Annotated in this window: 17 protein-coding genes; 6 read left to right on the forward strand and 11 right to left on the reverse strand. The window is 62.7% G+C overall.

Going from position 1 to position 21,863, the window contains the following annotated elements; genetic code table 11:
- Positions 1-43 precede the first annotated feature (43 nt).
- The 3 genes from G8767_RS28120 to G8767_RS28130 are packed head-to-tail and all read left to right on the forward strand — an operon-like array spanning position 44 to position 3,443.
- A complete protein-coding gene (locus G8767_RS28120; protein ID WP_166813059.1) occupies positions 44-1,870 on the forward strand; it encodes a type IV secretory system conjugative DNA transfer family protein in 1,827 nt (608 codons plus the stop codon).
- Positions 1,867-2,631, forward strand: coding sequence for a DUF4913 domain-containing protein (locus G8767_RS28125; protein ID WP_166813061.1), 765 nt, complete (start codon positions 1,867-1,869; stop codon positions 2,629-2,631). The genes G8767_RS28120 and G8767_RS28125 overlap by 4 nt, the downstream gene beginning before the upstream one ends.
- On the forward strand, positions 2,631-3,443 hold the full coding sequence (locus G8767_RS28130; protein WP_166813063.1) for a hypothetical protein: 813 nt from the start codon (positions 2,631-2,633) through the stop codon (positions 3,441-3,443). Before G8767_RS28125 ends, G8767_RS28130 begins: the two co-directional genes overlap by 1 nt.
- Before the next feature lie 227 nt (positions 3,444-3,670).
- Here G8767_RS28130 and istB read toward each other — a convergent pair whose 3' ends face one another.
- The 8 genes from istB to mobC all read right to left on the reverse strand — a co-directional run bounded on the left by istB (position 3,671) and on the right by mobC (position 17,569).
- Positions 3,671-4,462 (reverse strand): IS21-like element IS1415 family helper ATPase IstB, encoded by a 792-nt coding sequence (istB, locus tag G8767_RS28135; protein ID WP_003944771.1) that lies wholly within the window; start codon positions 4,460-4,462, stop codon positions 3,671-3,673.
- Positions 4,462-6,003, reverse strand: coding sequence for an IS21-like element IS1415 family transposase (gene istA, locus G8767_RS28140; protein ID WP_030538069.1), 1,542 nt, complete (start codon positions 6,001-6,003; stop codon positions 4,462-4,464). Before istA ends, istB begins: the two co-directional genes overlap by 1 nt.
- Positions 6,004-6,324: 321 nt before the next feature.
- Positions 6,325-8,883: an AAA family ATPase gene (locus G8767_RS28145; protein WP_166813065.1), complete on the reverse strand. Its 2,559-nt coding sequence runs from the start codon at positions 8,881-8,883 to the stop codon at positions 6,325-6,327.
- Positions 8,884-9,164: 281 nt separating this feature from the next.
- A complete protein-coding gene (locus G8767_RS28150) occupies positions 9,165-12,239 on the reverse strand; it encodes an HsdR family type I site-specific deoxyribonuclease (RefSeq protein WP_166813068.1) in 3,075 nt (1,024 codons plus the stop codon).
- Position 12,240: 1 nt separating this feature from the next.
- Positions 12,241-13,437 carry a restriction endonuclease subunit S gene (locus G8767_RS28155; RefSeq protein ID WP_166813070.1) on the reverse strand — a complete coding sequence of 399 codons (1,197 nt, stop codon included), beginning with the start codon at positions 13,435-13,437 and terminating at the stop codon, positions 12,241-12,243.
- Entirely contained in the window at positions 13,430-14,941 is a 1,512-nt protein-coding gene (locus tag G8767_RS28160; protein WP_206029855.1) for a class I SAM-dependent DNA methyltransferase, read from the reverse strand. Before G8767_RS28160 ends, G8767_RS28155 begins: the two co-directional genes overlap by 8 nt.
- A gap of 472 nt (positions 14,942-15,413) precedes the next feature.
- Positions 15,414-17,174 (reverse strand): relaxase/mobilization nuclease domain-containing protein, encoded by a 1,761-nt coding sequence (locus G8767_RS28165; RefSeq protein WP_166813074.1) that lies wholly within the window; start codon positions 17,172-17,174, stop codon positions 15,414-15,416.
- Positions 17,171-17,569: a plasmid mobilization relaxosome protein MobC gene (mobC, locus tag G8767_RS28170; protein ID WP_240952880.1), complete on the reverse strand. Its 399-nt coding sequence runs from the start codon at positions 17,567-17,569 to the stop codon at positions 17,171-17,173. Before mobC ends, G8767_RS28165 begins: the two co-directional genes overlap by 4 nt.
- Positions 17,570-18,158: 589 nt before the next feature.
- Here mobC and G8767_RS28175 point away from each other — a divergent pair.
- Genes G8767_RS28175 through G8767_RS28185 form a run of 3 tightly spaced genes read left to right on the forward strand, consistent with a single transcriptional unit; the run spans position 18,159 to position 19,601 of the window.
- On the forward strand, positions 18,159-18,500 hold the full coding sequence (locus G8767_RS28175; protein ID WP_166813076.1) for a hypothetical protein: 342 nt from the start codon (positions 18,159-18,161) through the stop codon (positions 18,498-18,500).
- 11 nt (positions 18,501-18,511) lie between these two features.
- Positions 18,512-19,366 carry a CPBP family intramembrane glutamic endopeptidase gene (locus tag G8767_RS28180; protein WP_166813078.1) on the forward strand — a complete coding sequence of 285 codons (855 nt, stop codon included), beginning with the start codon at positions 18,512-18,514 and terminating at the stop codon, positions 19,364-19,366.
- A 40-nt stretch (positions 19,367-19,406) separates the two neighbouring features.
- Positions 19,407-19,601: a hypothetical protein gene (locus G8767_RS28185; RefSeq protein ID WP_166813080.1), complete on the forward strand. Its 195-nt coding sequence runs from the start codon at positions 19,407-19,409 to the stop codon at positions 19,599-19,601.
- Positions 19,602-19,737: 136 nt separating this feature from the next.
- Here G8767_RS28185 and G8767_RS28190 read toward each other — a convergent pair whose 3' ends face one another.
- The 3 genes from G8767_RS28190 to G8767_RS28200 form a co-directional block, all read right to left on the reverse strand.
- Positions 19,738-20,760, reverse strand: a complete 1,023-nt coding sequence (locus tag G8767_RS28190) for a DUF4192 family protein (protein WP_240952881.1) — start codon at positions 20,758-20,760, stop codon at positions 19,738-19,740.
- Between the two features lie 318 nt (positions 20,761-21,078).
- A complete protein-coding gene (locus G8767_RS28195; protein ID WP_166813084.1) occupies positions 21,079-21,396 on the reverse strand; it encodes a hypothetical protein in 318 nt (105 codons plus the stop codon).
- On the reverse strand, positions 21,390-21,728 hold the full coding sequence (locus G8767_RS28200) for a hypothetical protein (protein ID WP_166813086.1): 339 nt from the start codon (positions 21,726-21,728) through the stop codon (positions 21,390-21,392). The genes G8767_RS28195 and G8767_RS28200 overlap by 7 nt, the downstream gene beginning before the upstream one ends.
- Between the last annotated feature and the right edge of the window lie 135 nt (positions 21,729-21,863).

A 21,863-nucleotide genomic window follows, 5' to 3' on the forward strand; every position in this document is an offset into this window, starting at 1 on the left:
CTTCCCCCGTCAGTGCCGCCGTCGACAGTAACGGAGATCAGTCATGAGTAAGGGTTCTGTGCGTGATCCCAGTCAAGGTGACGTGGCGTTCGAGGTGCTCGGTGTGTGCGCCGGGATCGCGGTTGCCGGCGTCGTCGGCGCCTCCGTCGCGATGCAGTTCGGCACCGAGCAGGATGTTCCGGTCAATCCGATGGCGATGGTCGCGGGCTTGATCAAGGGCGATCTCGTGTGGGAGTCCGGCGCGAGCGTAGTGGCGATTGCCTTCGCCTTGGCGTTGATCGTGCTGGTCGCAGTGGGCATGTGGTTGTTGATCCTGCGCAAGCGGGACAGCACCCGCGTCGACGAGCTGGCCAAGTACATGGGCCGCGGTCGCGACATCGCTTCGTTGACGGAACAAGCATGCCGGGCAAAAGCCGAATCCTTGCAGGTGCGGCTCCGTCCCGACGACGTTGTCGGCATCCAGCTCGGGTACCTGTTGCTGCCGAGCAAGCCGGTGTTCGGGTCCGCCCCGATGTTGCGCGGCAGCTGGGAGGACCTGCACGTCGATATTTGGGGTCCTCGCACCGGTAAGTCGACCAGTCGCGTCATCCCCGCAGTTCTCGATGCTCCCGGCGCAGTCCTGACCACCTCGAACAAGCGCGATGTCGTCGACGCGACCCGCGACGTTCGAGCGGCAATGGGCTCGCAAGTCTGGGTGTTCGATCCGCAGAGGGTCGCCAATGAGGAACCGAGCTGGTGGTGGAATCCGCTCACGTGGGTGACCGACGAAGTCAGGGCTGCCGACCTGGCCGATCATTTCGCCTCCGGTGACGACGGACTCGAAGCGAAGACGGACGCATTCTTCGATCCGGAAGGAAAGGATCTGTTGGCGGCACTCTTCCTGGCTGCGGCACTCGATCGCCGCCCGATCACACAGGCATATACGTGGGTCACGGACGTGCAGAACCAGGAAGCGGTGAAGATCCTTCGCCAACATGGGTACGGATTGCAGGCGGACGGCCTGGCCGGGCAGTACAACGCACCCGACAAACAACGCGGCGGTGTGTTCGGTACTGCCAAGAAGATGATCCGCTCGCTCAAGATCAGGACGATTCATCCCTGGGTGACGTCGGACGGTTTGTCCGATCCGCGGCCGCATTTCGATCCTCGTGAATTCGTTCGTTCCGGAGGCACGCTCTACAGCCTTTCCCGCGAGGGCAACGGTTCGGCCGGCCCACTGGTTACGGCGTTGACCGTCGCCGTGATCGACGCAGCCGAAGAAATCGCGACCACCTCGCCGAAGGGACGTCTGCCTGTTCCTCTCGTCGCTCCTCTCGACGAGGTGGCCAACGTCGTGCGCTGGTCCAAGCTGCCTAGCCTCTACAGCCACTACGGTTCACGCGGAATCATCATCATGGCGATCTTGCAGTCCTGGTCACAGGGTGTGGAGGTGTGGGGCGAACGCGGGATGAAGAAACTGTGGTCGGCGGCGAACGTCAAGGTCTACGGCGGTGGTGTCGCCGTCGATGACGGGGTGTTCCTTCGGGACATGTCCACCGCGATCGGTGACCATTGGGAGATCACCGGGTCGGTCACAGCCTCCTCGCAAGGCCGATCCACTTCCAAGCAGCGCACCAAAGTTCGTACGTTCACCGAATCCGAACTCGAAGCACTGCCACGTGGCCGGGCGATCGTACGTTCCTCCGGTAACCGGCCTGTGATCGTACGGACGGCGCCGTGGATGGCCGGCCCGCACGCCGACCGGATCAGAGCGTCAATCGAAGCCCACGACCCGGCAGCCCCGGCGACGTTGGCGGAAGCAGAAGAAGGCCTGTCCGAATGGCTCAAGCCAGACCACGCGGGAGCTGCGCGTGAGGCGGTGTCGCTGTGAACGCGCCGTTCGAGCCACCACCGGAGGACGATTTCGATCCGGGCGAGGCTGACTATCTGCCGCCCGAAGATACGGACTATCCACCCCCATCCGCGTACACGCCCCTCAGCGGGGGAGATGAACCGAGCGTCGAAGCGCCTCTGAGCAAGAACCTCGAGGCGATGGTCGGCCAGGCAGTTCTCAAACGCATCCAGAAGGAAGCCGACGCGATCGCCGAAGCGAAGTGGGCGGAAATCCTCACTCCGGAGCTGTACGCGCGACTCGAAGCCGCGGCGGCGGCCCGGTTGCTGGCGCAGCTCGAGATTTCACTCGCCGATCCGGAACCGGAGCCGGAGCAGCCGGCAGAACCGGAACTGGTGTTCGGATCGGTGGAGGAGTTCGTGCGCGAACGCATCGCCCCTGTCTATCGACGTGAAGTGATCGAGGGGACGTCAAGGAACTGGTGCACGCAGTGGTGGAAACATGCCGAAGCTATCTCCCGATTGGAAGCTCTGTGGCGAGCATGGGAGCGGCTGCGCCTGGATCCCTCGACCGGAATGAGTGTGTGGTGGCGCGATCACGCCGACCACCACATGGCACAGCTTTTCGATCCAGAGGGCACGTTCAAAGCGTGCTCGGTCCGCAGCGGTCATGCCGGCGGCGACTTCGCGATCGTGCCCTTGCCGATCGAACCCGCACCGTCGTCGATGTTCCCCGACATGCGACTTTCCCCAGAACCCACGCCCACAGAGGCATCACCCCACAAGGAAGGCAACAACTAATGTCAGAGCACGACGAAATCGGTGAGGTCAACCAAGAGCTCACGCGCATGTTCCGGGTCGGTTTGCAGTCTGCGTCCCGTCTCGCAGAGCAGATGGGCCGCGCACGTGAGAGGCAGATCCGCGACGCCGAAGCCAAAAGCGTGCAGGCGGCCCGCGAACTGCGCGAACGGCTCGTCGCCGAGCGCAGCGCGATCGAGGCACAGCTACGTCCGGTCATGACGGACCGCTGGTGGGAGGACGCTACCCACGCGCAGATCGCCGACAGCTGGCAGCAGGCCCGCGGCTGGCAAGACCACTCGCAGCCCGCAGCCGACGCCGCAGATCGCATCCGCAAGGAAGTCCAGACACGGTACGGAATAGATGCGGGCGCCCCCGGAGTCGATCCGCGAGAAATCGAGAACATGCTCCAGGCAGCCGAAGATGCCAAGCGGGCCGCTACCGCCGAACAGGACCTCTCCGAACGCGAGAACGTGAAGGCCTCCGAGTTGATGGCTGAGGCCGATCACCTCGACAAGACGGCGACAGAGAGCGAAGGCACGCCAGCCGAAACTGAAATCGCCGAAGACGGAGACACTCATCGGGTGGCCGCGGAAGCCGAGTACGACTCAGCTGAACGGCGCGATGCCCTCGCCGCCGACATGAACGCCGGAGGAGTGGACAAGGAAACGATCGGGGCCCGGATGACAGCCGACCTCGACCAGGCCAAGCATCCCCGAGGAGCGGTGCAGACCGGGACAGGCAAACCACCGGTCGCCAGGAAAGGACGCCCGACCAAGGGCCGCAGCCCGGAACGTCAACACTCCGGCCGATAACCGCACATGCTGCTATTTACGAAAGGAATCGAACGGTGTAACCGTTTCGAGAGGTGAGTTGTGGGACCGCAATGCACGCCCCCGCAGCGTGGCCCGCATTGCCGATTCCTGAATGTCAATGGCCACGAAGTTCTCCCCGTAGGCGGCCAGTAGTTCTCCCCGCTGGTGGCCACGGGTTCTCCCCGGTGGCGGCCAGTTGTTTTTCCCCACCCGCTTTCTGATTTGGGTTAGCTGAAGGGCTTCACCCCCTTGCCGGTGGTGGCTTCGGTGAGGCGGAAGGAGTCGCCGTCGGTGACGACGACGTGCGCATGGTGCAGGAGCCGGTCAACGGTGGCGGTGGCCAATGTTTTGGGCATGATCTCGTCGAAGCCGGAGGGGTGCAGGTTGCTCGAGACGGCAATCGCTCGGCGTTCGTAGGCAGCGTCGACGAGGCGATAGAATCCTTCGGCGGCGTCTTCAGAGACCGGGAGCAGACCGATGTCGTCGACGATGATCAGGTCGGAGCGGATGATCCTCGTCAGGGCTCGGGCGATGGAGTCGTCGGCACGGTGCCGGCGGACCAGGGCACCGAGGTCTTCGATGGTGAACCAAGACACCGCCAGCCCAGCTTCGACTGCGGCCTGCCCGAGTGCCTCGGTGAAGTGAGACTTGCCAGTTCCCGAAGGCCCACAGACGCAGAAACATTCACGCCGCCCGACCCACTCCAGGGTGCGGAGCGCGTCCTGGGTGGCGCGGGGAATCGACGATTTCGTTTCGTCCCAGTCGCCGAAGGTCTTGCCGGTAGGGAAACCCGCGCGTTTGCGGCGAGTGTGCAGGTTCGCCCGGTCCCGGCCGGCGGCTTCCTCAGCGAGGAGAACCCGCACGACTTCGGCGGGGTCCCAGCGTTGGGCTTTCGCGGTCGGGATGATATCGCTCAAGGACCTGCGGATATGGGGCAGTTTCAGGCGTTTAGTCAGGTCGATCGCCTCGGCCAACGGGTCGCCGTTAGCGCTGGTAACAGTGCGCAAAGGGGTGCTCATCAGGCGTCATCGCTTTCATCGTCAGTAGTGGCTGGGCTGGCCGGCGCTGGTGTCTGGCCGAAGGTGGACCAGGCGGCGGTGCCCGGTTGCAGAGTGTGGTTCTCGCTGCGACGGACCGGATCAGCGTGTTCGTGGGTGACTTGGTAGTCGAGGATCGAGATCAGGTCCCGATCGGCGAACCGGCCGGTCATCGCCGCCGTCCCCAACGCTCTGTCGACTGCGTCCGGGGAGTGCAGCTTCGAAAGGTCCACGGCCTCGGCCATCTTCGCCCTGATGCGGCGCGCTCCCGCGGCGGCAGCCTCGACCAGCCAGCTGTTGGCACCCTGGCCCAACTGTAGGAAGGCGAGCTCGGCGGCGGTACGAGGCTTGGGCACCCGGTCGGCGGCGTCGCGGTCTGGGCGGGGTGGGTAGTGGTCGTTGTCGAGGACCGGTGAACCGGGTTGGCCGCGGCGGTGCCGCGCGACTTCGACTGCACCGCCATCATTGTCGACGGCGGTCACGATCAGCTCCTCACCATGGAAGCGGGCCCAGACCCGAGTGTCGATCAACGTGTGCGGCACCGAATACCGCACCCCTTCCACCGAGATCGTCGACTCCCAGTTCACCCGCCGGGTAGTGCCGAACACCGCGGTGAACGGAGATTTCGGCAGCGGATGCAGCCGCTGCAACTCTTCGGCCAGCCGCTCGACCGGCCGCCGCCGAGTAGAGCTGTGGACGCGGGTGTTGACGTCGGTGCAGAACTGCCGGCAAGCCGACTCGAGCTCACCGAAAGAGTGATACTGCTCGCGCAGGTTCACCTCCTTCGGCAACAGGTCGGCTTTGGCGATCCGCACCGTCGCCTCACTTCCTCCCTTCGACTCCGGATCAGCAGGTAAACACGTCCGCAGCGTCGTGCCGTAATGCCGTGCCACCTCCACGATCTCCGGATTGCGGACCGCGATCCCGGCCACGTGATCGATCGTCGCGGTCTTCTCGTTGTCGGTGAGGACATAGACCGGAACCCCGCCCAAGCGGCGGAATGTCGCATCCAAACACGCCGCCACCGTCGGCAATGTCTTGTCCCAGATCGGGATCACCACCCGAAATCGCGACCACGCCAACCATGCGCAGAACAACGTCGTCTTCCGGCCGGAAATCGTTGGCCCGTCACCGAAGTCGTACTGTAACCACAGCCCAGGTTCGGTTACCCACGGCCGATACACTCGCCGCCGACCAGCCCGAAACTGGGCCTTCGCCTCCGCGACCGTCCGGCGCGTGGTCCGCTCACCGCCGGTGAACCCCAGCGCGACGATCCGTTCGTGGATGACATCCGCGCGGACCTTGCCCTGCGAGCGGACCACCAACTCCTCGATCTTCGGCAGAAAGTCGTCGATCGCCCGCGCTCGATGCCGCCGGCGGTCCGGCGGCTGCCCCGCAGCGCGCATCTGCACATACCGGGCCACCGTGTGGTGATCACACCCAGCCAGCTCCGCCGCCGCCCGATAACTACCCGTGAGGTCGTACGCCTCCAAAATTTCCATGATCTCCCTGCTCGATTTCATCCACCCAGCGTTGCCGGGACCGAATCTGACTCACAGCAGGTGGGGAACTATCTGGCCGTACGCGGGGAGAAACCATGGCCACAAAATGCGCCATAAATGGCCGCCAGTGGGGAGCTTACGATGGCCGTCGACACCTGAACATGGTGGTGGCCCGGAGCGTTCCGGTTCCGGGGTGCGGCGATGCCATCGGCCCAGTCAGATTCTCGACAGCTACCAGAGGTTCGGGCGGAATCCTGAGCTGACCGTTCGTCGATCACACGTCTCTTCGATCGCTGTGTTATCGGCACAAAAGCCAGATGAGCGGCCTGAGTAGACGCTGGGTCAGCTCGATTGGTACTTCTTCACGCTCTTCAGCCATGTATCGAGCACCTCGATCTCCTCGGTGAGCGTGTCGACGGATGGCGGCGTGTAGTTCAACTCCGGGTGGGGATCGTGCCGAGAAGCCCACCCAGAGATCTTGGTGTACGAATCGTCGTATGTTTTAACGTCGTCAGGAGTGACTCGACCTATGACCCTGAGCTTTCCGACACGAACTTCTAGGGCTCGATAATCCACAAGCGGTTCGGCCAGCACCTGGCTGATGATGCGTTCCCAGGTCTGGGACATATGGCCCGCGATCTCCTCGGTGGCTCGCTGGTACTCCTGGTCGGACATGCCGGCCTCGGCGCGTCGCAGCGAAGCGACCTCTTGCCGCAGAGTGTTCACGCGTTGCGCGGCATCCTGCGCCGTCCAGGGGTGCTTGAGGGTGGTGAATCCCGGGCCGATCTTGCGCTTACGTTCGATGCCGCGAGTCGCAAAGGGGACGTCCGCCGCTTCCGCAGTCTTGCGAAGGACCATCGTGAAAGCGATGTCGTGCGTAAAGACGATGACCTGCCGCTCCCCTGCCAGATCGATGATTCGGTTAGCGACGGCCTCGCGTCGCATATGGTCGAGCGAGGAGACAGGGTCGTCGAACACCAACGCTGACTTGCTCGTATCGAAGTGCACTTCGGTCAGGAATCCGGCGAAGCCGAGTGCCGTCTGCTCGCCTTCGGAGAGGACGTCGCCGAGGCGCGCGCCTGCCCGTGCGTTCAAAAAGTCAGCCTTGTGGAGCAGCCCCATCCCTTGGCGCGACCTGGTTGCCTTGAAAGTGACCCGCTCCAGTCCGAGTCGGTCCGTTTCGCGGGTGAATCGGTCTCGGGCTTCTTCGGTCACGTACTTTTTCGTCAACTCGCCCACCTTGTCGGTGATGGAGCGCGTGTTGGTCTCGGAGAACTTGTCAATAAGTACCGTCAACGTGCGCAGTCGGGCGCGCTCCGACTCGATCTGGGTCCTCCCATCGCGCATCGAAATGTGGTCGCGCAGGCGGCTCTCTTCGGTCTGGGCTTGGGCGAGACGTCCGGCGAAATCTGCGGCATCGATCGAGCTGGCGTGGTCGCGGAGACCGTTCGCTCGGGCAGCATGCGCGGTGATCTCCGCGGTGACACTTAAGTCAGCCGGCTGTTCATTGGCGATCATTGCTGCTTGGCGTGCGCGGAAAGCATCGAGCAGCGACTGAACGCGCGCGGCGAAGCCCGGTTCTGACTGCTCAATCGTCGCGATCGCGACCGCCATCGGCTGGCTCTCGACCGGCTGACGGGTGAAAGCCGCGAGGAACATTTCGAGGTCTTTTTTGGCCGTCTCGGCATCCTTGGCGGTCGTATCTGAGACGAACGCATGAAAACGCTTGAGCCGCCCCGCTCCTGCGCCGTCGAGGGACTGCTGACACAAGACGCAGACTGCTCCGTCCTCGGCGTGAGGGAAGTCATGCCCCGGGTACACGACGAGGGAATACTTCTCCGCTGCTTGCCACAGCACTTTCCACACCGGCGACCCGATGCCAGCGAGCGGCTCATCTCCGAAAGTGGTCACAGACGCAGCGTCCGCCGCTTCCTGGGCCACCTTCGCACTCTTACGCAGTTCACTTAGCTTTTGGTGCACCGCGGGACCGAACGAGCGGTTGAGACCGGACAGGTGTTCGGAGACCAGAGCGAACGCATCGGCAGTGCGGTTCAGCTTTTGCTTCTCCTGCACGGGATCAGCAGTCCGAAGCCGAGCCACTTCCTCGACCTGATCGTTCAGCTTCTGATCAATGTCGTGAGGGCAAGATGTAGCCGTAGTGATCTCTTCGTCGCTCGTCTTGGCCGTGAGAGCGCGGAGAAACGCCGCAGCCGAGCCCGAATCGGCGACGACGGGGAGATTTCCAGGCGTGCTCTTCTCAGTCTTCCACCCATCGATAACACGACGCACGCCTGCGGTCATTGTGGATAGGTCGTCAAGAAGCTGAACCGCCGAAGGCCGGTAGGAGATCTCAGCTTCCGAATTGAGGTACGTGTCTCCGCAGTGCTCGTCATAGAGGGCGACGCGCCCGAGAGCGGGATCGGCGGTGGCCCCGAGTGATGAGGTGTGTTCAGTCTCCCCGATGAGGAATGTCACCTCGCCCGACTGCGCACCTGGAGACTCAGCGAAGACATCAGGGAGGATGTCCGCCCGGTGGCGGGCGCGCACCATGGATTGCAGAATACGGGCGTACCCGGACTTCCCGCTGCCGTTGTTCCCGTACACGACAGTCAGTCCCTCAGGTGCGAACGTGAGCTCCTGGTTGTCTGCGAGTCGATTAACGTTTGCCACACCTTTGACGGAGGCGATCCGCACCGGCTCTTCATCGGCGCCCTGCGGGGCGGTGACAGATGCCAGCCAGCCCCCTTCCGGAGCAGCGGGTGGCTTCTCGAACAAACTCCTAGCGATCTCCTCGTACTCGTTCTCACCGATCTCCTCACCGCTCGCGATGCGAGCCAGTGCGCGTTGCTGCCACCAGGGTCGGGTGGCAATCCAATCGAGTACGTCTTCGTATGCGGTCACTCTGTCTCGTTCTGTCGAAGGGTAGTGATTGGCAAGGGTTTACGCGCACTGCTGGTTGCGCCGATATGGCCCGCGGCATCACGACGTGAGACTCCTCGTGGGCCATCCATGAGGTGGTCTCAAGCCTTTGCCGCTGCCATTCGAGCGCACATGTTGAACCCACCTTTGTGAGTCCAAGTTTCTGCACGGGAAGGAAGCCGTGAATTTGATCAATAGTTCCCCCTAAGATCGTTGATCATCCGATGAGACAGATAGGTCAACTGCACCCCTTCCATGGGCCATCAGTAGTTCTCTCTGACGTACTGATAGATCCGGTCGAACAGGTCGCCCTTGATAGGAAGGCCGTAGTTCTTCAGCACTGCGCGCAGCTCCCGGCGGACGGACTTGTCGCCCGAGTCGCTCGTGGTCCACCCGGTGTAGGCAACCTCGTGGACGATCCCATCGATGCGGTCCACGATCTCGGGAACGATCTGATGTAGCCCGGGCGGCGTGTTCTCCTCGACGATCTGAGTCAGAACGCCGCGTTTCGGGTCAGCGATTCGTTCGAGCGCCTCGTCGTCGCCGACTTTGGCTGCCCGGTCGGCAGCTACGACGTCCTGGGCAATCTTTAGGGCCTCCTCGAGGAACGTCAAAGAGTCCTCGACGTTCTCGATCGCCCTGGTCCGAAGCCGCTCGATCCGCTCGGCCAGCGACTTGTACACCGGGCTCTCGTTCTCTACGAGTCGACGCTTGAGCCGCGCCTCGATCGAGTCGAGCACCTGCTGATAAACGTCGACCTTGTCCTCACCCGCCGGGTCAGTCGCTGGCAGACGCAGCTGCTCGGCGATCCGCTTCACCAGTGCAAGACCGGCCGCGTCGAGGGTCACGGTCCTGGACCCCATCGACTTCACAGAGACCTCGTTCATGTGGCCATGGATGAGTTCGGTCGTCTTCGCCCCGAGGCGAGCCCACAAGAACGCCTTGGAGACATCCTTCGGGCGGATCGACTCGTACACCTTCGCGAGCCAAAGGTACTGCTGCTTAAACGGCAGCAGCATGGGGTGCGGATCAAGGAACTCCCACACGGTCTGGAGCGCCATGTATCCCTCCACGAACTCCGTGCGCTGCGCGCCACCGTCAGGAATCCGCTCGTGGGCCTCGGCGAGAGAGCCGAACGAGGAATCGGTGGTGTCGACCCCCGCGAACAGGTGGAGGAGCTTCGTCAGGTCAGTCACGAACTTACCCGCGAGCTTCGATGCGTCCACCACGTTCAGGTCGTCGTCTTCGTCTCTGCCCGCCGTGGGGCCGGCGATCGCCGTACCGATGGCCTTCGCGAGACCGATGTAGTCGACGACGCGGCCGTAGTCCTTACGTTGACCCGTGACCGGGTTCTTCCAAGGCCGGTTCGGGCGTGTGATCGTCTGGAAAAGATTGGCCTCCTTGGCCGGCTTGTCGAGGTAGAGCACGCCCTCGATGGGTGCATTGAAACCGGTCATCCACTTCGCCGTGACCACGACGAACGACATGGGATCGTCGACCTTCTTGAAGCGGCGCTTCAGCGCCTCCTCTTGCTCGGATGTGAGGAGATACTGGCGGTATTCCTTCGGGGTGTCCTTGCTATCGGCCACGTGCATCACCACGCCAACTTCACGGAGCCGCCCGTCAGGCATCGCTGCGCCGCGGCGTTCCAGTTCCGCCTCGATGGCCCGGGCGTAGGCGATGACCAGCTTCTGATTGAACGCGACGACCTGCGCCTTCTGTCCCAGCGGAGCGACGTACGAGAGGAAGTGGTCGACGATGTCCGCGCACACTGCGGCGACACGATCGGGGTTCGACAGGATCGTCTCGATGTGCGAGGCCTTGCCGGACAGGTAAACCTTCTCATCTTCGTCGAGGTTCTCCTCCTCCGCCAGCTCATCGAATGCCTCGTCGAGCGCTTCCTTGTCCAGGGTGAAGCCGATCGACCGGCCCTCGATGATGACGGGCTTCGTGAACCCATCGGCGATGGACTGCTCCGGCGTATACCGCGACATCACGAAGTCCGGGTCGGATGGGTCGCCGAATAGCTTGAAGGTTGAGCGGTCTTTGTTCTTGATCGCGGTGCCCGTCGCACCGAAGAATTTCGCGTTCGGCACCGCCGCGCGCCACGCGTCGCCGAACTTCCCATCCTGGGAACGGTGCGCCTCATCGACGAGGACCACGATGTTCGACCGGTCGTTGAGGTGCCCGGCCTCGGCGAACTTGTGGACCGTGGTGATGATGACACCGGGTTCACCACTGCGCAGCAGTGCGAACAGCTCGCGCCGGTTCTTGGGAACGCTCATGCGCGGCATCCCGGCGGTCTCGAACATCTCCGCCGTCTGACGAACCAGATCCTTGCGGTCGGCGATGACGATGACCGTCGGCGCGCCACCGAAACGTTCTATGACGACGTCATCACGTAGGAGCCGTGCCGCGGCGAACGCCATCAGCTCTGTCTTGCCTGAACCTTGGTGATGCCAGATCAGGCCACCGGGACCGTCAGCAAGAACCTTTGCGTGGATGGCCAGCGCTGCTTCGAACTGCGGGTAGCGCGGGAGGAATTTGATGTCGGTCTCGGAGGCGTCGCGCGCGTGCCGGAACATCACGAGATCCTTGAGGATCGGGAGGACAGTTTCTGGTCGGAGCAGCAGGTGTGCTGCGCGTTCGACGCGGGCAGGCCCGGTGATCGTCTTCGGATCATCTTCGGTCGAGCCCCACGGAGCCCAGATCTCCGAGTCTGGATCCGGGATAGCGCGGATCGGGGCTGTGCGGAACTCGAGACCCTCGGTAGCAACATTGAAGACGTTGGTCGCGAAGAAGTTTGGATATTCCTCTTCGTAGACGTCGTAGATGTCCTTTGCGGCGTTCACCCACGAGACTTGCTGCTTGACCGGCGTCTTGGTCTCGGCCACTACCAGCGGGAAGCCGTTCACGTAGTAGACGACATCCAAGCGCCGCGGTTTTACCGCGCCGGAGATCCTCACTTCGTCTGCCACCGTGTACCGGTTGTTCTCGAGAATTTCGAAGTCGATCAGTCTTCGCGGGACGTGTTCACCGGTGATCGTCGTGAACGCATGATCACCACGGAGCATCACGGTAAGCCGCTCATTCGCCGCGACGAGTCCGTTGTGGGCGTCGAGAACCGCTCGATTGATCTCGTGAAGGACGAGTTCCACCGACTCAGGATCGTCTGCGAGTTCCGAATTCAGCGCAAGCAGAGCATCGCGCGCCCAGTCGTCGATGACGACGTCATGTTCGTCTCGAGGCAACTCGTCGCCAGGCAGACGATCCCAGCCAGCTTCTTCGGCCCATTCGAGCAGAGAGCGCTGGATCGTGGACGACTCAGTCCATGCCATATCAGACGACCTCCTGCAGAAATCGATCATAAGACTGCGGGATCTCGATCTCCCGGTTGAGAAGTGATGCCAGAAACGAGGAGCGGAAGGCCCTGGAGGTGACGAGTTCGGAGTGGAGACTCTCAAGCTTCTCGTCGAATGCCTTCACTACCCCGCCGATCCTGGTTTGCACGTCTTTCGGCGGAATAGAAACCAGAATCTTTGCAAGATTCTCTCCTGAGATCCGTGAGACTTTGGTTCCGGCGGCGTACTGCACCTTTTGCGCTTGGAACTCCGGAGAGACGAAGATGCAAGAAGCAAAAATCGGGTCAAGATCGTGCTTGAAGATGTAGGCGTCGTCATGCACTGCCACCTCGTTATCCCCCAACCAGACGGTGGCGTTCGCGAGATCTTCAGTGTTTTCGCTTGTGCCTGCGATGACGACGTCTCCCGTGCTTGCCAGCCGCATGCGGTTACGGAAAGTCTCCGGGAGATAAGTCCGTGGGCTGGACGTGAATAGGCCGAAGTCTGTATGGAGCTGCCCATAGTGGATGCATCCAAGGCCCGAGCTCACATAGTCCGCTTTAGTGAAGCGCCGGCCTCGCGTGAACTTTCCGACTGAGCTCAGCGGCAACGCATCCCAATCGCCGCTAGCGATAATGAGGCCGCCGATCATTGGTCCCAGTGCTGCACGTCCGCGCTCATGCTCTTGTCTCAGAGCCTCAATCTGTGAATCCACCGCAGCCATGGCGTCAACGATGCGGCGCTGCGTAGATAGGGGTGGGAGAGCGACCTCGATCGTCAGGAAGTCGGATGGCTTCACACGCTCACGGCGACCACCCATACCAGTCGATAAGGCTCGCAACTGTTCCCAAAGCCGCCTCGTTGTGGTGAGAAGTCGGAAGTACTCGGGCAGCACACGCTCGGAACAAGTAAATGTTGGGAACTCAGGTGACGCGTACGCTTTGCCCAGATCATTCGGAGCAACTGTGATGGCTCCCTCGAACGCCTTCAAACGGCTGTAGACGATCTGACTTGGCCGGATACTGTTCAGGGCCTTGTACGAGGTCTCAACGCCGACGATCGCTTCCCGAAACAGCAGGCCTCGACCACGGTTCAGGACCCCGACGATGTCATATGAAGACGCTCCCACGACTGGAACTGTCTCCACATCGAGCGTCACGACCTCATCGAGCCGCACCTGTTTCCACTCATTCATCGATTGCCTCGAACATGCTCAGGTCGATCCCGACCGCCGCAAGGCGCTCGAACATGGTGTGCTCGGTCTCGATACGCTGCTGCCGAGCGTCCGCGTACGCAACGAGCGCCGAGCCAAAATCGGCGATCTCCTCGGCCGCGACCTTGATGTAACGACCGATGTTCAGATCGAAGCCGTTGCCCTTGATCTCATCGAACGGTACGAGGCGGACGTTCGCACCGCCGCCGTCAGGATCTACACCGGACCGGTACGCGTCAATGAGGATCTCGACATCCCTCTCGCTCATGTGGTTCTGATTCGAAGCCTTGTCAAACCTTGCCGATCCATCAACGAAGAGGACGTGGTTCTTTCGATCAGCGGGCTTCTGATCGCGAAAAATCATCAAGCAGGCAGGAATCGTCGTGGAGTAGAAGAGGTTAGGCGGCAATCCGATAACGGCCTCGAGGTTGTCCTGCTCGATGAGGCATTGGCGGATCCGCGCCTCAGCGCCGCCCCGGAACAGGACTCCGTGGGGCATGACGACACCGACGCGGCCCGTGCCGATGTTCATCGACGAGATCATGTGCTGAACGAACGCGTAGTCGCCGCTCTTCGCAGGTGGCACACCGCAGAAGGCACGTGGGTCCGCCGGCCACCGATCCGCACCCCAGTTCGACAGTGAGAACGGCGGATTAGCGATGACCACGTCGAAGGTTCGGACTGATCCCCTGGTGTCCTTGAATGCTGGGGCGCGGAGCGTGTCGCCGCGCTTGATGTCGAAGTCCTCGATCTCGTGCAGGAAGAGGTTCATTCGAGCGATCGAAGCGGTGGTCAGGTTAATCTCCTGCCCGTATAGTCGCAGCGATCGGTGATCTTTGCCCGATTCGCGCAGCTGATTGATCGTTGCGACGAGCATTCCGCCCGATCCACAGGTCGGGTCATAGACGAGTTCGCCGGGCTCGGGCTGAAGGATGCCCACGAGCAAGTTGACGACTGATCGTGGTGTGAAGAACTCTCCTGCCTTCTTCCCTGACTCGTCGGCAAAGTCTTTCAGCAGGTATTCGTAACCAGCGCCGAGCAAGTCATGGGAGACAGTCGTCGGGTCAAGTGGCAGCTCGTTGAACGCCTTGATCAGCCCGACGAGCGCCGACTCCGGAAGCCGCTCCTTATTGCCCCAGGAGGCGTCGCCGAACACGCCGGCGAGCGAGCGGGGATTGGCCTTCTCGATCCGCTGGAACGCCTTGGCTATCTCTGCTCCGAGGTTCTTGACCTTCCCTGTGGCCTCGGACCACAGGGTGCCTGCTGGCATATCGAACCGGTGGTAATCCGCCTCAACCTCGTCGTCCAGGTCGGCACCGAGCTTCTCGAGCGCCTGATTGTGTTCGTAGACCCAGGTGTCGGAGATCCACTTCCAGAACAGCATCGGGAAAACGTAGGTCTTGAAGTCCGCGGGGTCGACTGGCCCGCGCAGCGCGTTCGCTGCCGCCTTGAGCCGGGACTCAAGCTCTAGCTCGGTGATCGTCACAGGTGAGTGCTTCTTTCGTCGTCGTCGTCTCCTTCTCGCCGGAGCCCACTGACAGTCTCCCATCGGCCAACGCGGTGACCTACAAACGGCAATCTCAGAGAACCGAGAAATTCGCTGGGCCCGGGAACAGGCCGGGAACCACGTTCGCCTCCAATTGGTAAGCGGCACCGCCACTGTCCCAATCGCCCGGTGCGGACGTACTGAATCGAGGGTCGCGATTCAGGGCTCATGCCTACTCGTCTCCATCCGCCGAGCATCTGGCGATGAAGTCCTCGAAGAGTTCGAGGTACAAGTACGGTATGACCGCCCTGTACAGAATGGCCGAATCATCTCACGCTGAGAAACGAGCGAGTGCGTCTGAGTCGGTGAGGCAGTTTTCGCCCTGGCCGAGCCAAATGGGACCGTGGTATTCAGCGGCCGTAAGCAAAGAAGTCGCCGCACTCACGATGATTTCGGGTTTTCTGCCGGAGCATTAGCGCTCGGGGCCGTGGTCCTGGTTCTTTCCCGCTCGGGTTTGTTCTCGTTGAGGATCGAGCCGAGGAGGGATTGGTGTAGGGCCTCGTTTTACTGCTTCCCGCGCAGAGACAGGGAAGTCACCGGCTGCGATCGTTGCTGCGTTGTCTGCGGTTGATTCCGACGACGACGTCTCTTCCGTCGTTGTCCTTTCTTCCGAAACCGGCCGTTCGAGCACTGCGACGCTGCCCTCGGATTCGACCTGCTCGACCGCGGTACGAGGCTGCGGCATCCGACGGTGAATCACTTCGAGTTCCCCGCGGGCGGTCATCTCGAGGTCACGCGCCCGGGTCAGATCGCCGGCAGCGCGATGTGCGGCGGCGATCGCCTCCACCGTCTTGATCAGTTGGCGCATCAGCAGCGCGTACGCCGCTGCCTTGCCGAGCTGTGGGCTTGTTTGCATCAAGATCAGGGCCGCACCGCCGGCGGAGACGACGCCCGCCGTTTTCGGTGCGTGCTGATGTGCGGGGATTTGTGAGGATCGCGCGAGTTGTTTTGCAGCATGGGCGAGGGGTCCGGGTGTGGCCTCGACTTGGGAGGACCACGCGGCGAAGACACCGGAGGTTCGTCCGGCTGCGCGTGCCCATTGCGCTCGGTCGGTGGCGGGAATCGAAGTAAGGTATTTGTTCCAGGCCGCGATGTCTCGGGCAGCTCGGTCCAGCAGTTTCGGGTCGAGCATTTTCGCTTCACGCCCGGGTCGTGCAGCAGGACGCTCGCGCTGTGCGCTGCGCCATTCGTCGACGGCCTCCGAAGACGCCGTGGGGGTGTCTTCCCATTCTTTGCGGAGGCGGGGGAGGGTCAAGTCTTTGGCGAGATGACCGCCGCCGTAGAAGATCGGCTTTGAATCGGTTCCGGTTGCTTCGCGGTCGGGCCTGACGGCGACCTTGTAGCCGACTACGACGTCATCACGCCCGGAGGCGAAACGGGGCCGGACGATCAGCCCTTGCCCGCGAAGTCGGCGTACGAATTCCGCTTCGGACTTCGACGATGTCGCGCAGGCGCGGACACGTCGTGCGAGGAGATCGCGGTCGAGTTCGGTCTTCCCGTTGCGTACTGCGCGCGCATTTTCGGCTCGGTGGTATCCGCGTTCGCCGGTCTTGCTCTGGCGGGACTTGATGACAGCGAGGCCGTGTTCGCGTTCGATGCGAGCAGCCGCGACGCTGGCTCGTTTCCAGTCGCGGTAGAGGTTGACTTTGGTGCCGTCTTCGCGCACGGCGGATGCGGCGATGTGGATGTGGTCGTTGCCTTTCGCGGACACTCCGTGGCGGACGGCGACCCATCTGGCGGGGCTGCGGCCGGAGGTGTCGGTGAAACCCATTTCGTCCATGAACTCGGTGGCGATCTTGTTCCACTGCTCGTCTGTCAGCTCGCCTTCGTCGGCTTTGAGCGAGAGCGAGCAATGCCAGACATTTCCGTCGCGGTAGGGGTCGATCGGATCGCGGACCTTCTTGCCGTGACTGTCGCGAACGTCTTGGCCGGATTCATCACGAAGGTAGTTCGGGATCTTGATTTCGGTGCCGAACACTTTGCGGGGCTGGTCGATCTGCTTGCCGATCGCGAGAGCGTCGACGCCGCTGAGTTCATTGTCGTCGTGCCACGCCATGATCGCGTAGTCGCCGGCCACCAGATGGGGGTCGGTGTGCTCGTTGCTCTTGCCCGGACCGGCGAGGTACGACATCAGTCCGGTGACTTTGGCGCCGCGGGAAATCTTGACGATCACGGCGCGGACATCTCGTCGAGGGTGCCGTGAATCCGGTCCGCCAAACGCCGCACGCTGACCAGTGCGCCGTTCAGTTCGGCGGGGATGTCTCCGGTTGCGTTGGTGGCTTTCGCCATCTGGTTGATGTTGATAGAAATTGCCGACAACAACCGGAACGCGGAGAACAACTCCGCAGCCAGATCGCGCCGATCAGTAGCAGTTTCACCGGAGTCGGACAGGGCGGACTCGACCATCAGCCGCGCCACGGTGATGCGCGCTTCCTGCGCACGGCGCAGCAATTCGGACTCCTCCTCTGGAGTCACCTTCACCACGTGCCGGCCAGCTCGACCGCCCGGCACATTCTCCCGGCGTTCACGACGGAACCGGCGGGGTCGACCGACCTCGTCTTCACTCATGTCCGTCGTGCCTCTCTTCGGCCCAGCGCAGCGCCCCCACCACGTGGGGCTACACGCCAGTGTCTCAGGTCCAGAGCGCAGCGGCAAGACCTGACTCAACTTAGGGCACCTAAGTTACTATCTTGCTCTGCCGGGGCCTAGATTTCGGGGCCACTTCCGTCCTTAGTCGCGTCCCCCGAAACCTCAGAAGCGCCAGGACGAGCCTGCGAGTTCCTCCGATCGCGAATTCGTCCCCATTTCGGGGCTGGTCCCGATTGTGGGTGCCTGAGACGCAGCGGAGCGGAGAAGGAAATCTCGGGCATCCATATGAGGATCGGAGCAGTCCCTATCTGTGGTCGAATCTCGGAGAAAAGAGAATGCGCCGCGCGGAGCGCGTCGATACGCAGTCCGGGTGGTTGATGTTGCCCACAGGCGGGCACCGGGGTTCTCGGCATTGGGCACACACCAGATTCCTCCGCTCCGCGTCTGGTGTGCACACAACGCCGCCCCGGACACCCACCTGTGGACAACGGGTCGAGTGTCCGCGAGTTGCGCTTAGCGCACGTTCAGTGGTGCACGGTCGAGCGAGATTTCTCTTACGATGTAGCGCATGAACACGACACCGAACACACCGGACTTCGAAGCACTCGACGCAGCTATCAAGGCGGAAGCCGAAGAGAAGATGAAGATCATCCGTGTGGTGGCGACCGCACACAAGGAACTCCTCGACACTCGGGAGGAGTTCGCCCGCAAGGATGCCGCTAACGTCGGCAATCTCGATGCAGCGATCAGCGAAGCACTGCGCGTCGGATTCACCGAAGCCTCGATCAAACAGTGGCGCGTTCCGGCCGCACGGAAGTCAGCAGCCAAGCGGTCGGCGGTGAAGAAGCCGGTGACAAAGAGGATCGAAACTTCGCCGGCCGCTGAATCCGGTGAGCAGAAGAGCGCTTAGGACTGCACCCGATGCCCACACCCGTTCTCGGCTCGGGGTCGACGCCGATAACGGTCGTCCGCTCTCAGGTCAAACGCGTCACTACCGCGTGGTTCCGCCTCGCCCCGGCCCGCACTCAGCTCCGAATCTTCTCGACGGGATCTCTGGGCTTTGCGATCGGCTTCACGGCACGCGCAGCGAATGACCCCACGGGAGAGAACCTGAACAACGCGTTCTTCGCGTGGATCATCTGGTTGACGGTCGCTCTGGCTCCGCCATTCGAACGGGCCCGACAGTCGAATACCCGCTCGGTCGTCCGCTCGGTCGTCCGCTCGCTACGAGTCACCTGGGCGCGATCAATTCGACGGTTGGGCTTTGTCATGCCTCGCCCGACCTCACAGATGGTCGGGTGGAAGAAGATCGCGCTGTGGGTTGTGTTGGTCCCAGTTCTCGTCGCAGTCGGCCACTATCTGCTCTTCGAATTCGTGGTGAATCTGGAGACCTGGTTCCCGGTGACCGATGCGAACGTTATCGCGGCCAGGAAAGAGCGAGAGGACTACTTGCTCCGTGGCGGGTTCTTCACCGCTGCCACTGGAGCCTTCCTCCTCGCGGCTGTACCGGAGGAGATCCTGTTCCGGTCCGGTGTGCTCGCCGTTCAACGGCGGAGACCATCGAATCGGATACTGATTCTGTCGGTGGCGTCAGTCATGCTCGTGCTGTTCGCCGTCTGGCACGCGAGCTTCGGATTCGGCAATGTGGTGTTCGCCTTTGTCGGCGGCGCACTGTTCACAGCTCTCGCCCTGTACACCCGTTCGCTTTGGCCCGCGATCGTCGCTCACGGCGTCGGCAATCTGATCAGCGCGGCGCACTTGATCCTCACTTCCTGACCGCTGCACTTGCACCCCGCACACAACGAAAGGCCCAGCCGTGAATGACAAGAACATCCCTGTGGAACGATCCGCAGCCGAGGCCGCGATGTACCAATCGACGAAACATCTGAACGTGATCACCGATGCGGACCTTGCCGCTGTTGTCGAAGGATTGACTGGCGAACCCGTTGCTCGTGATCGGATCGATTTCGCGTTTCCCGCGCCGGGAACCACGGATCACTTGTTCGCTTGATCTTCGGCGCGCCGCATTGCACGGGTGCGCGCTAGGGAGCTGGCGCAGCGGTTGTTAGGGCTCGATGCCCGAACAACCGCCACCGCATACGGGAGCGGCCCCGACTTCTCCGCGAAGTCGGGGCCGCTGCCGTTTTTCAGCTGTCGAGATTGTCGACATCGACGCCGAAGGATCGCGCTGCCTCCGCGCTGATCGCGTGCAGCTGCGTGGTGACTGCGGCGGGCGAGACTGCGTGCTCGAGTGCGAAGTCGAGCAGGTTGCGCAGCGGGGTGTCGTGTTCGCCGTTGCCGTCGATCACTGCGGCTTGGGCGGCCTCCAGTGCGATGCCGGTACTGGGTCCGTCGCCGCTGATGTATGAGCAGTACGCCGCGACGGTGAGAATCTGAATGCGAGCGTTGCCGCGTACCTGGCGGGCGATGGTCGCGAACGCGTGGGCGGCGGCGTGCTCGTTTCCGTTGGCGGTGAACATCAGGGCATCGCGTGCGGTCGGGCTGATGGTGGCGCACAGTCCGACACGGGCGGCCAGCTCGGCGTCCGGGTTTCCGCGTGTGCGGATGAGTGTCACGAGTTCGGTGACGGCGTAGCGAACGAAGTCCGTTCCTTGCGCGTGCAGCGCTGCGTGTGCGGGTGCGGTGTCCGCTTCGACGGTGACGGCGTAGCGGGCGGCGATGTCCTCGCGTGAGGCTGCGGTGGTGCGGCCTTGCTCGACGGCGTTGTGAATGCTCAATGTTGAGGCGTTCGGGTCTTCGGTGAGTCCGGTCGCATACGTGTCGAGGTCGGTCCACAACGCTCCGGCTTCGAGCGCGGTGACGTGCAGGGCGAGCATGTCGTGGATTCCGGCGTCACGGAATCCCTGGCGCAGGATCGCGATCTGGTCGAGCGCGATGACTGCGGCGGCGTCTTCGGCGACGGCAACGCAGATCGTGGCGGTGGTCTCGGCGCGTGCGGCGGCTTCGAGGTACGGGGCGGGATCGAATCCGGTGCCCTCGCCGGTGGCTGCGTCGGTGCGTGCGACGAGGGCAATCTGTTTGGTGGTGCGGCCGTCGACGATTTCGTCTTTGAGCATGATGACGATGACCGATGCGGTCGGGATGAATCCGAGCATGGTGGGGATGGAGGCGAGTACCTCGGTGGCGGTGTTCAAACGGATGCGCTGCATGTCGTTCCCCTCGCTGATGAAAGTGACCGGGCCGGGTGCCCCGCCAATTTTTTTCGCCTGCTGGCAAAGGAGAATCGCGTCGGCATGAGGGGGCCGGAGTGCCACCCCTGGGCCGAGAAAATTTCGGCGGGAGCTTGCGAGTGACGAAAATTTCTCGGAGCCGTCGGCCGGCGCTTGCGCCGCCAGGGGTTGCGCGCAGGTCACCGCCGACGAGAATCGGAAGGCCAGAAGGAGAACAAAAAGATGTTCTTCATCAGGACGCAGCGCAGCGGAGTTCATTTCGGGGGACACCGAAGGTGGCCGGCCGCCGGGCAGGCGTCACTTTTCCGCCGGCAGCGTGCAGTCGCGGCACTCCCACTGACCACCGACGCGGGTACAGGTGCGGCGTTGCTCGCACAACCAGCACCGTTGATTGCGCCGGGTCAACACCTGCGCTCCGGTCGCGGCGGGTCGTGGGTGTTCGGTGGTCTCGGCGCGCTCTCGCTCGGATACGGGCCTGATCATGTCGCCGAAGATGCGGCGGCACTGCGAGCAGATTTCTCCGTCCTCGGCCACGATGTTCGAGCATCCCGCAAGAACGCATCCGGTGAACATCTGCGGATCCACCATCGTCTCTGCCTTCGGGGCGCTCACCATCGGAATCGGATTCCGTGCGGTGCGGCGGCGCGCTCAACTCGGCCGTAAACCCGATTCACCCGTGAGGGTGCGATCTGTCCGGCGTCGTAGGCGCGGCGGGTCGCGACGGCGAGCAGGGCGACAGCTTCCCGGGCGGTCACTTCGTGCGCGAGGGTGAGCCACCCGATTTCCGCTTGCATCCCTGCCACGCTCGTGGCGGCGGTGATCTTGCCGGTCAACGTCTCGAGGATCTCGGCGGCCGCCATTCCTGAGGGTGCGATCGCGGGATACGCGGCGTCGATGGCGTTGCTGTACATCGTGTCGGCCCGCAGCTCGTCGGTCGTGATGCTCATGTCGTAGCCCTAATCGGTAGTTGGGATAGGAGCTGACCCCGTATAGGGACAGTTTGTGTTCTGGTGCTGCTGTCGGGGCGACGCCTGTTGTTGCCCGGACATTCGATGTCTCACGAAAGAACGGTGCGCCCCGGT

This window comes from Rhodococcus sp. IC4_135, from assembly GCF_011602025.1.
Lineage (GTDB): Bacteria > Actinomycetota > Actinomycetes > Mycobacteriales > Mycobacteriaceae > Rhodococcus_F > Rhodococcus_F baikonurensis.

Bases quoted from the DNA above. Each gene is read 5' to 3' on its own strand.
- G8767_RS28200 (WP_166813086.1), bottom strand. From the start codon at position 21,728: ATGAGCATCACGACCGACGAGCTGCGGGCCGACACGATGTACAGCAAC.
- G8767_RS28175 (WP_166813076.1), top strand. From the start codon at position 18,159: ATGAACACGACACCGAACACACCGGACTTCGAAGCACTCGACGCAGCT.
- istB (WP_003944771.1), bottom strand. From the start codon at position 4,462: ATGAGCACCCCTTTGCGCACTGTTACCAGCGCTAACGGCGACCCGTTG.
- G8767_RS28180 (WP_166813078.1), top strand. From the start codon at position 18,512: ATGCCCACACCCGTTCTCGGCTCGGGGTCGACGCCGATAACGGTCGTC.
- G8767_RS28120 (WP_166813059.1), top strand. From the start codon at position 44: ATGAGTAAGGGTTCTGTGCGTGATCCCAGTCAAGGTGACGTGGCGTTC.
- G8767_RS28150 (WP_166813068.1), bottom strand. From the start codon at position 12,239: ATGGCATGGACTGAGTCGTCCACGATCCAGCGCTCTCTGCTCGAATGG.
- G8767_RS28155 (WP_166813070.1), bottom strand. From the start codon at position 13,437: ATGAATGAGTGGAAACAGGTGCGGCTCGATGAGGTCGTGACGCTCGAT.
- G8767_RS28190 (WP_240952881.1), bottom strand. From the start codon at position 20,760: ATGCAGCGCATCCGTTTGAACACCGCCACCGAGGTACTCGCCTCCATC.
- G8767_RS28130 (WP_166813063.1), top strand. From the start codon at position 2,631: ATGTCAGAGCACGACGAAATCGGTGAGGTCAACCAAGAGCTCACGCGC.
- mobC (WP_240952880.1), bottom strand. From the start codon at position 17,569: ATGAGTGAAGACGAGGTCGGTCGACCCCGCCGGTTCCGTCGTGAACGC.
- G8767_RS28195 (WP_166813084.1), bottom strand. From the start codon at position 21,396: ATGGTGAGCGCCCCGAAGGCAGAGACGATGGTGGATCCGCAGATGTTC.
- istA (WP_030538069.1), bottom strand. From the start codon at position 6,003: ATGAAATCGAGCAGGGAGATCATGGAAATTTTGGAGGCGTACGACCTC.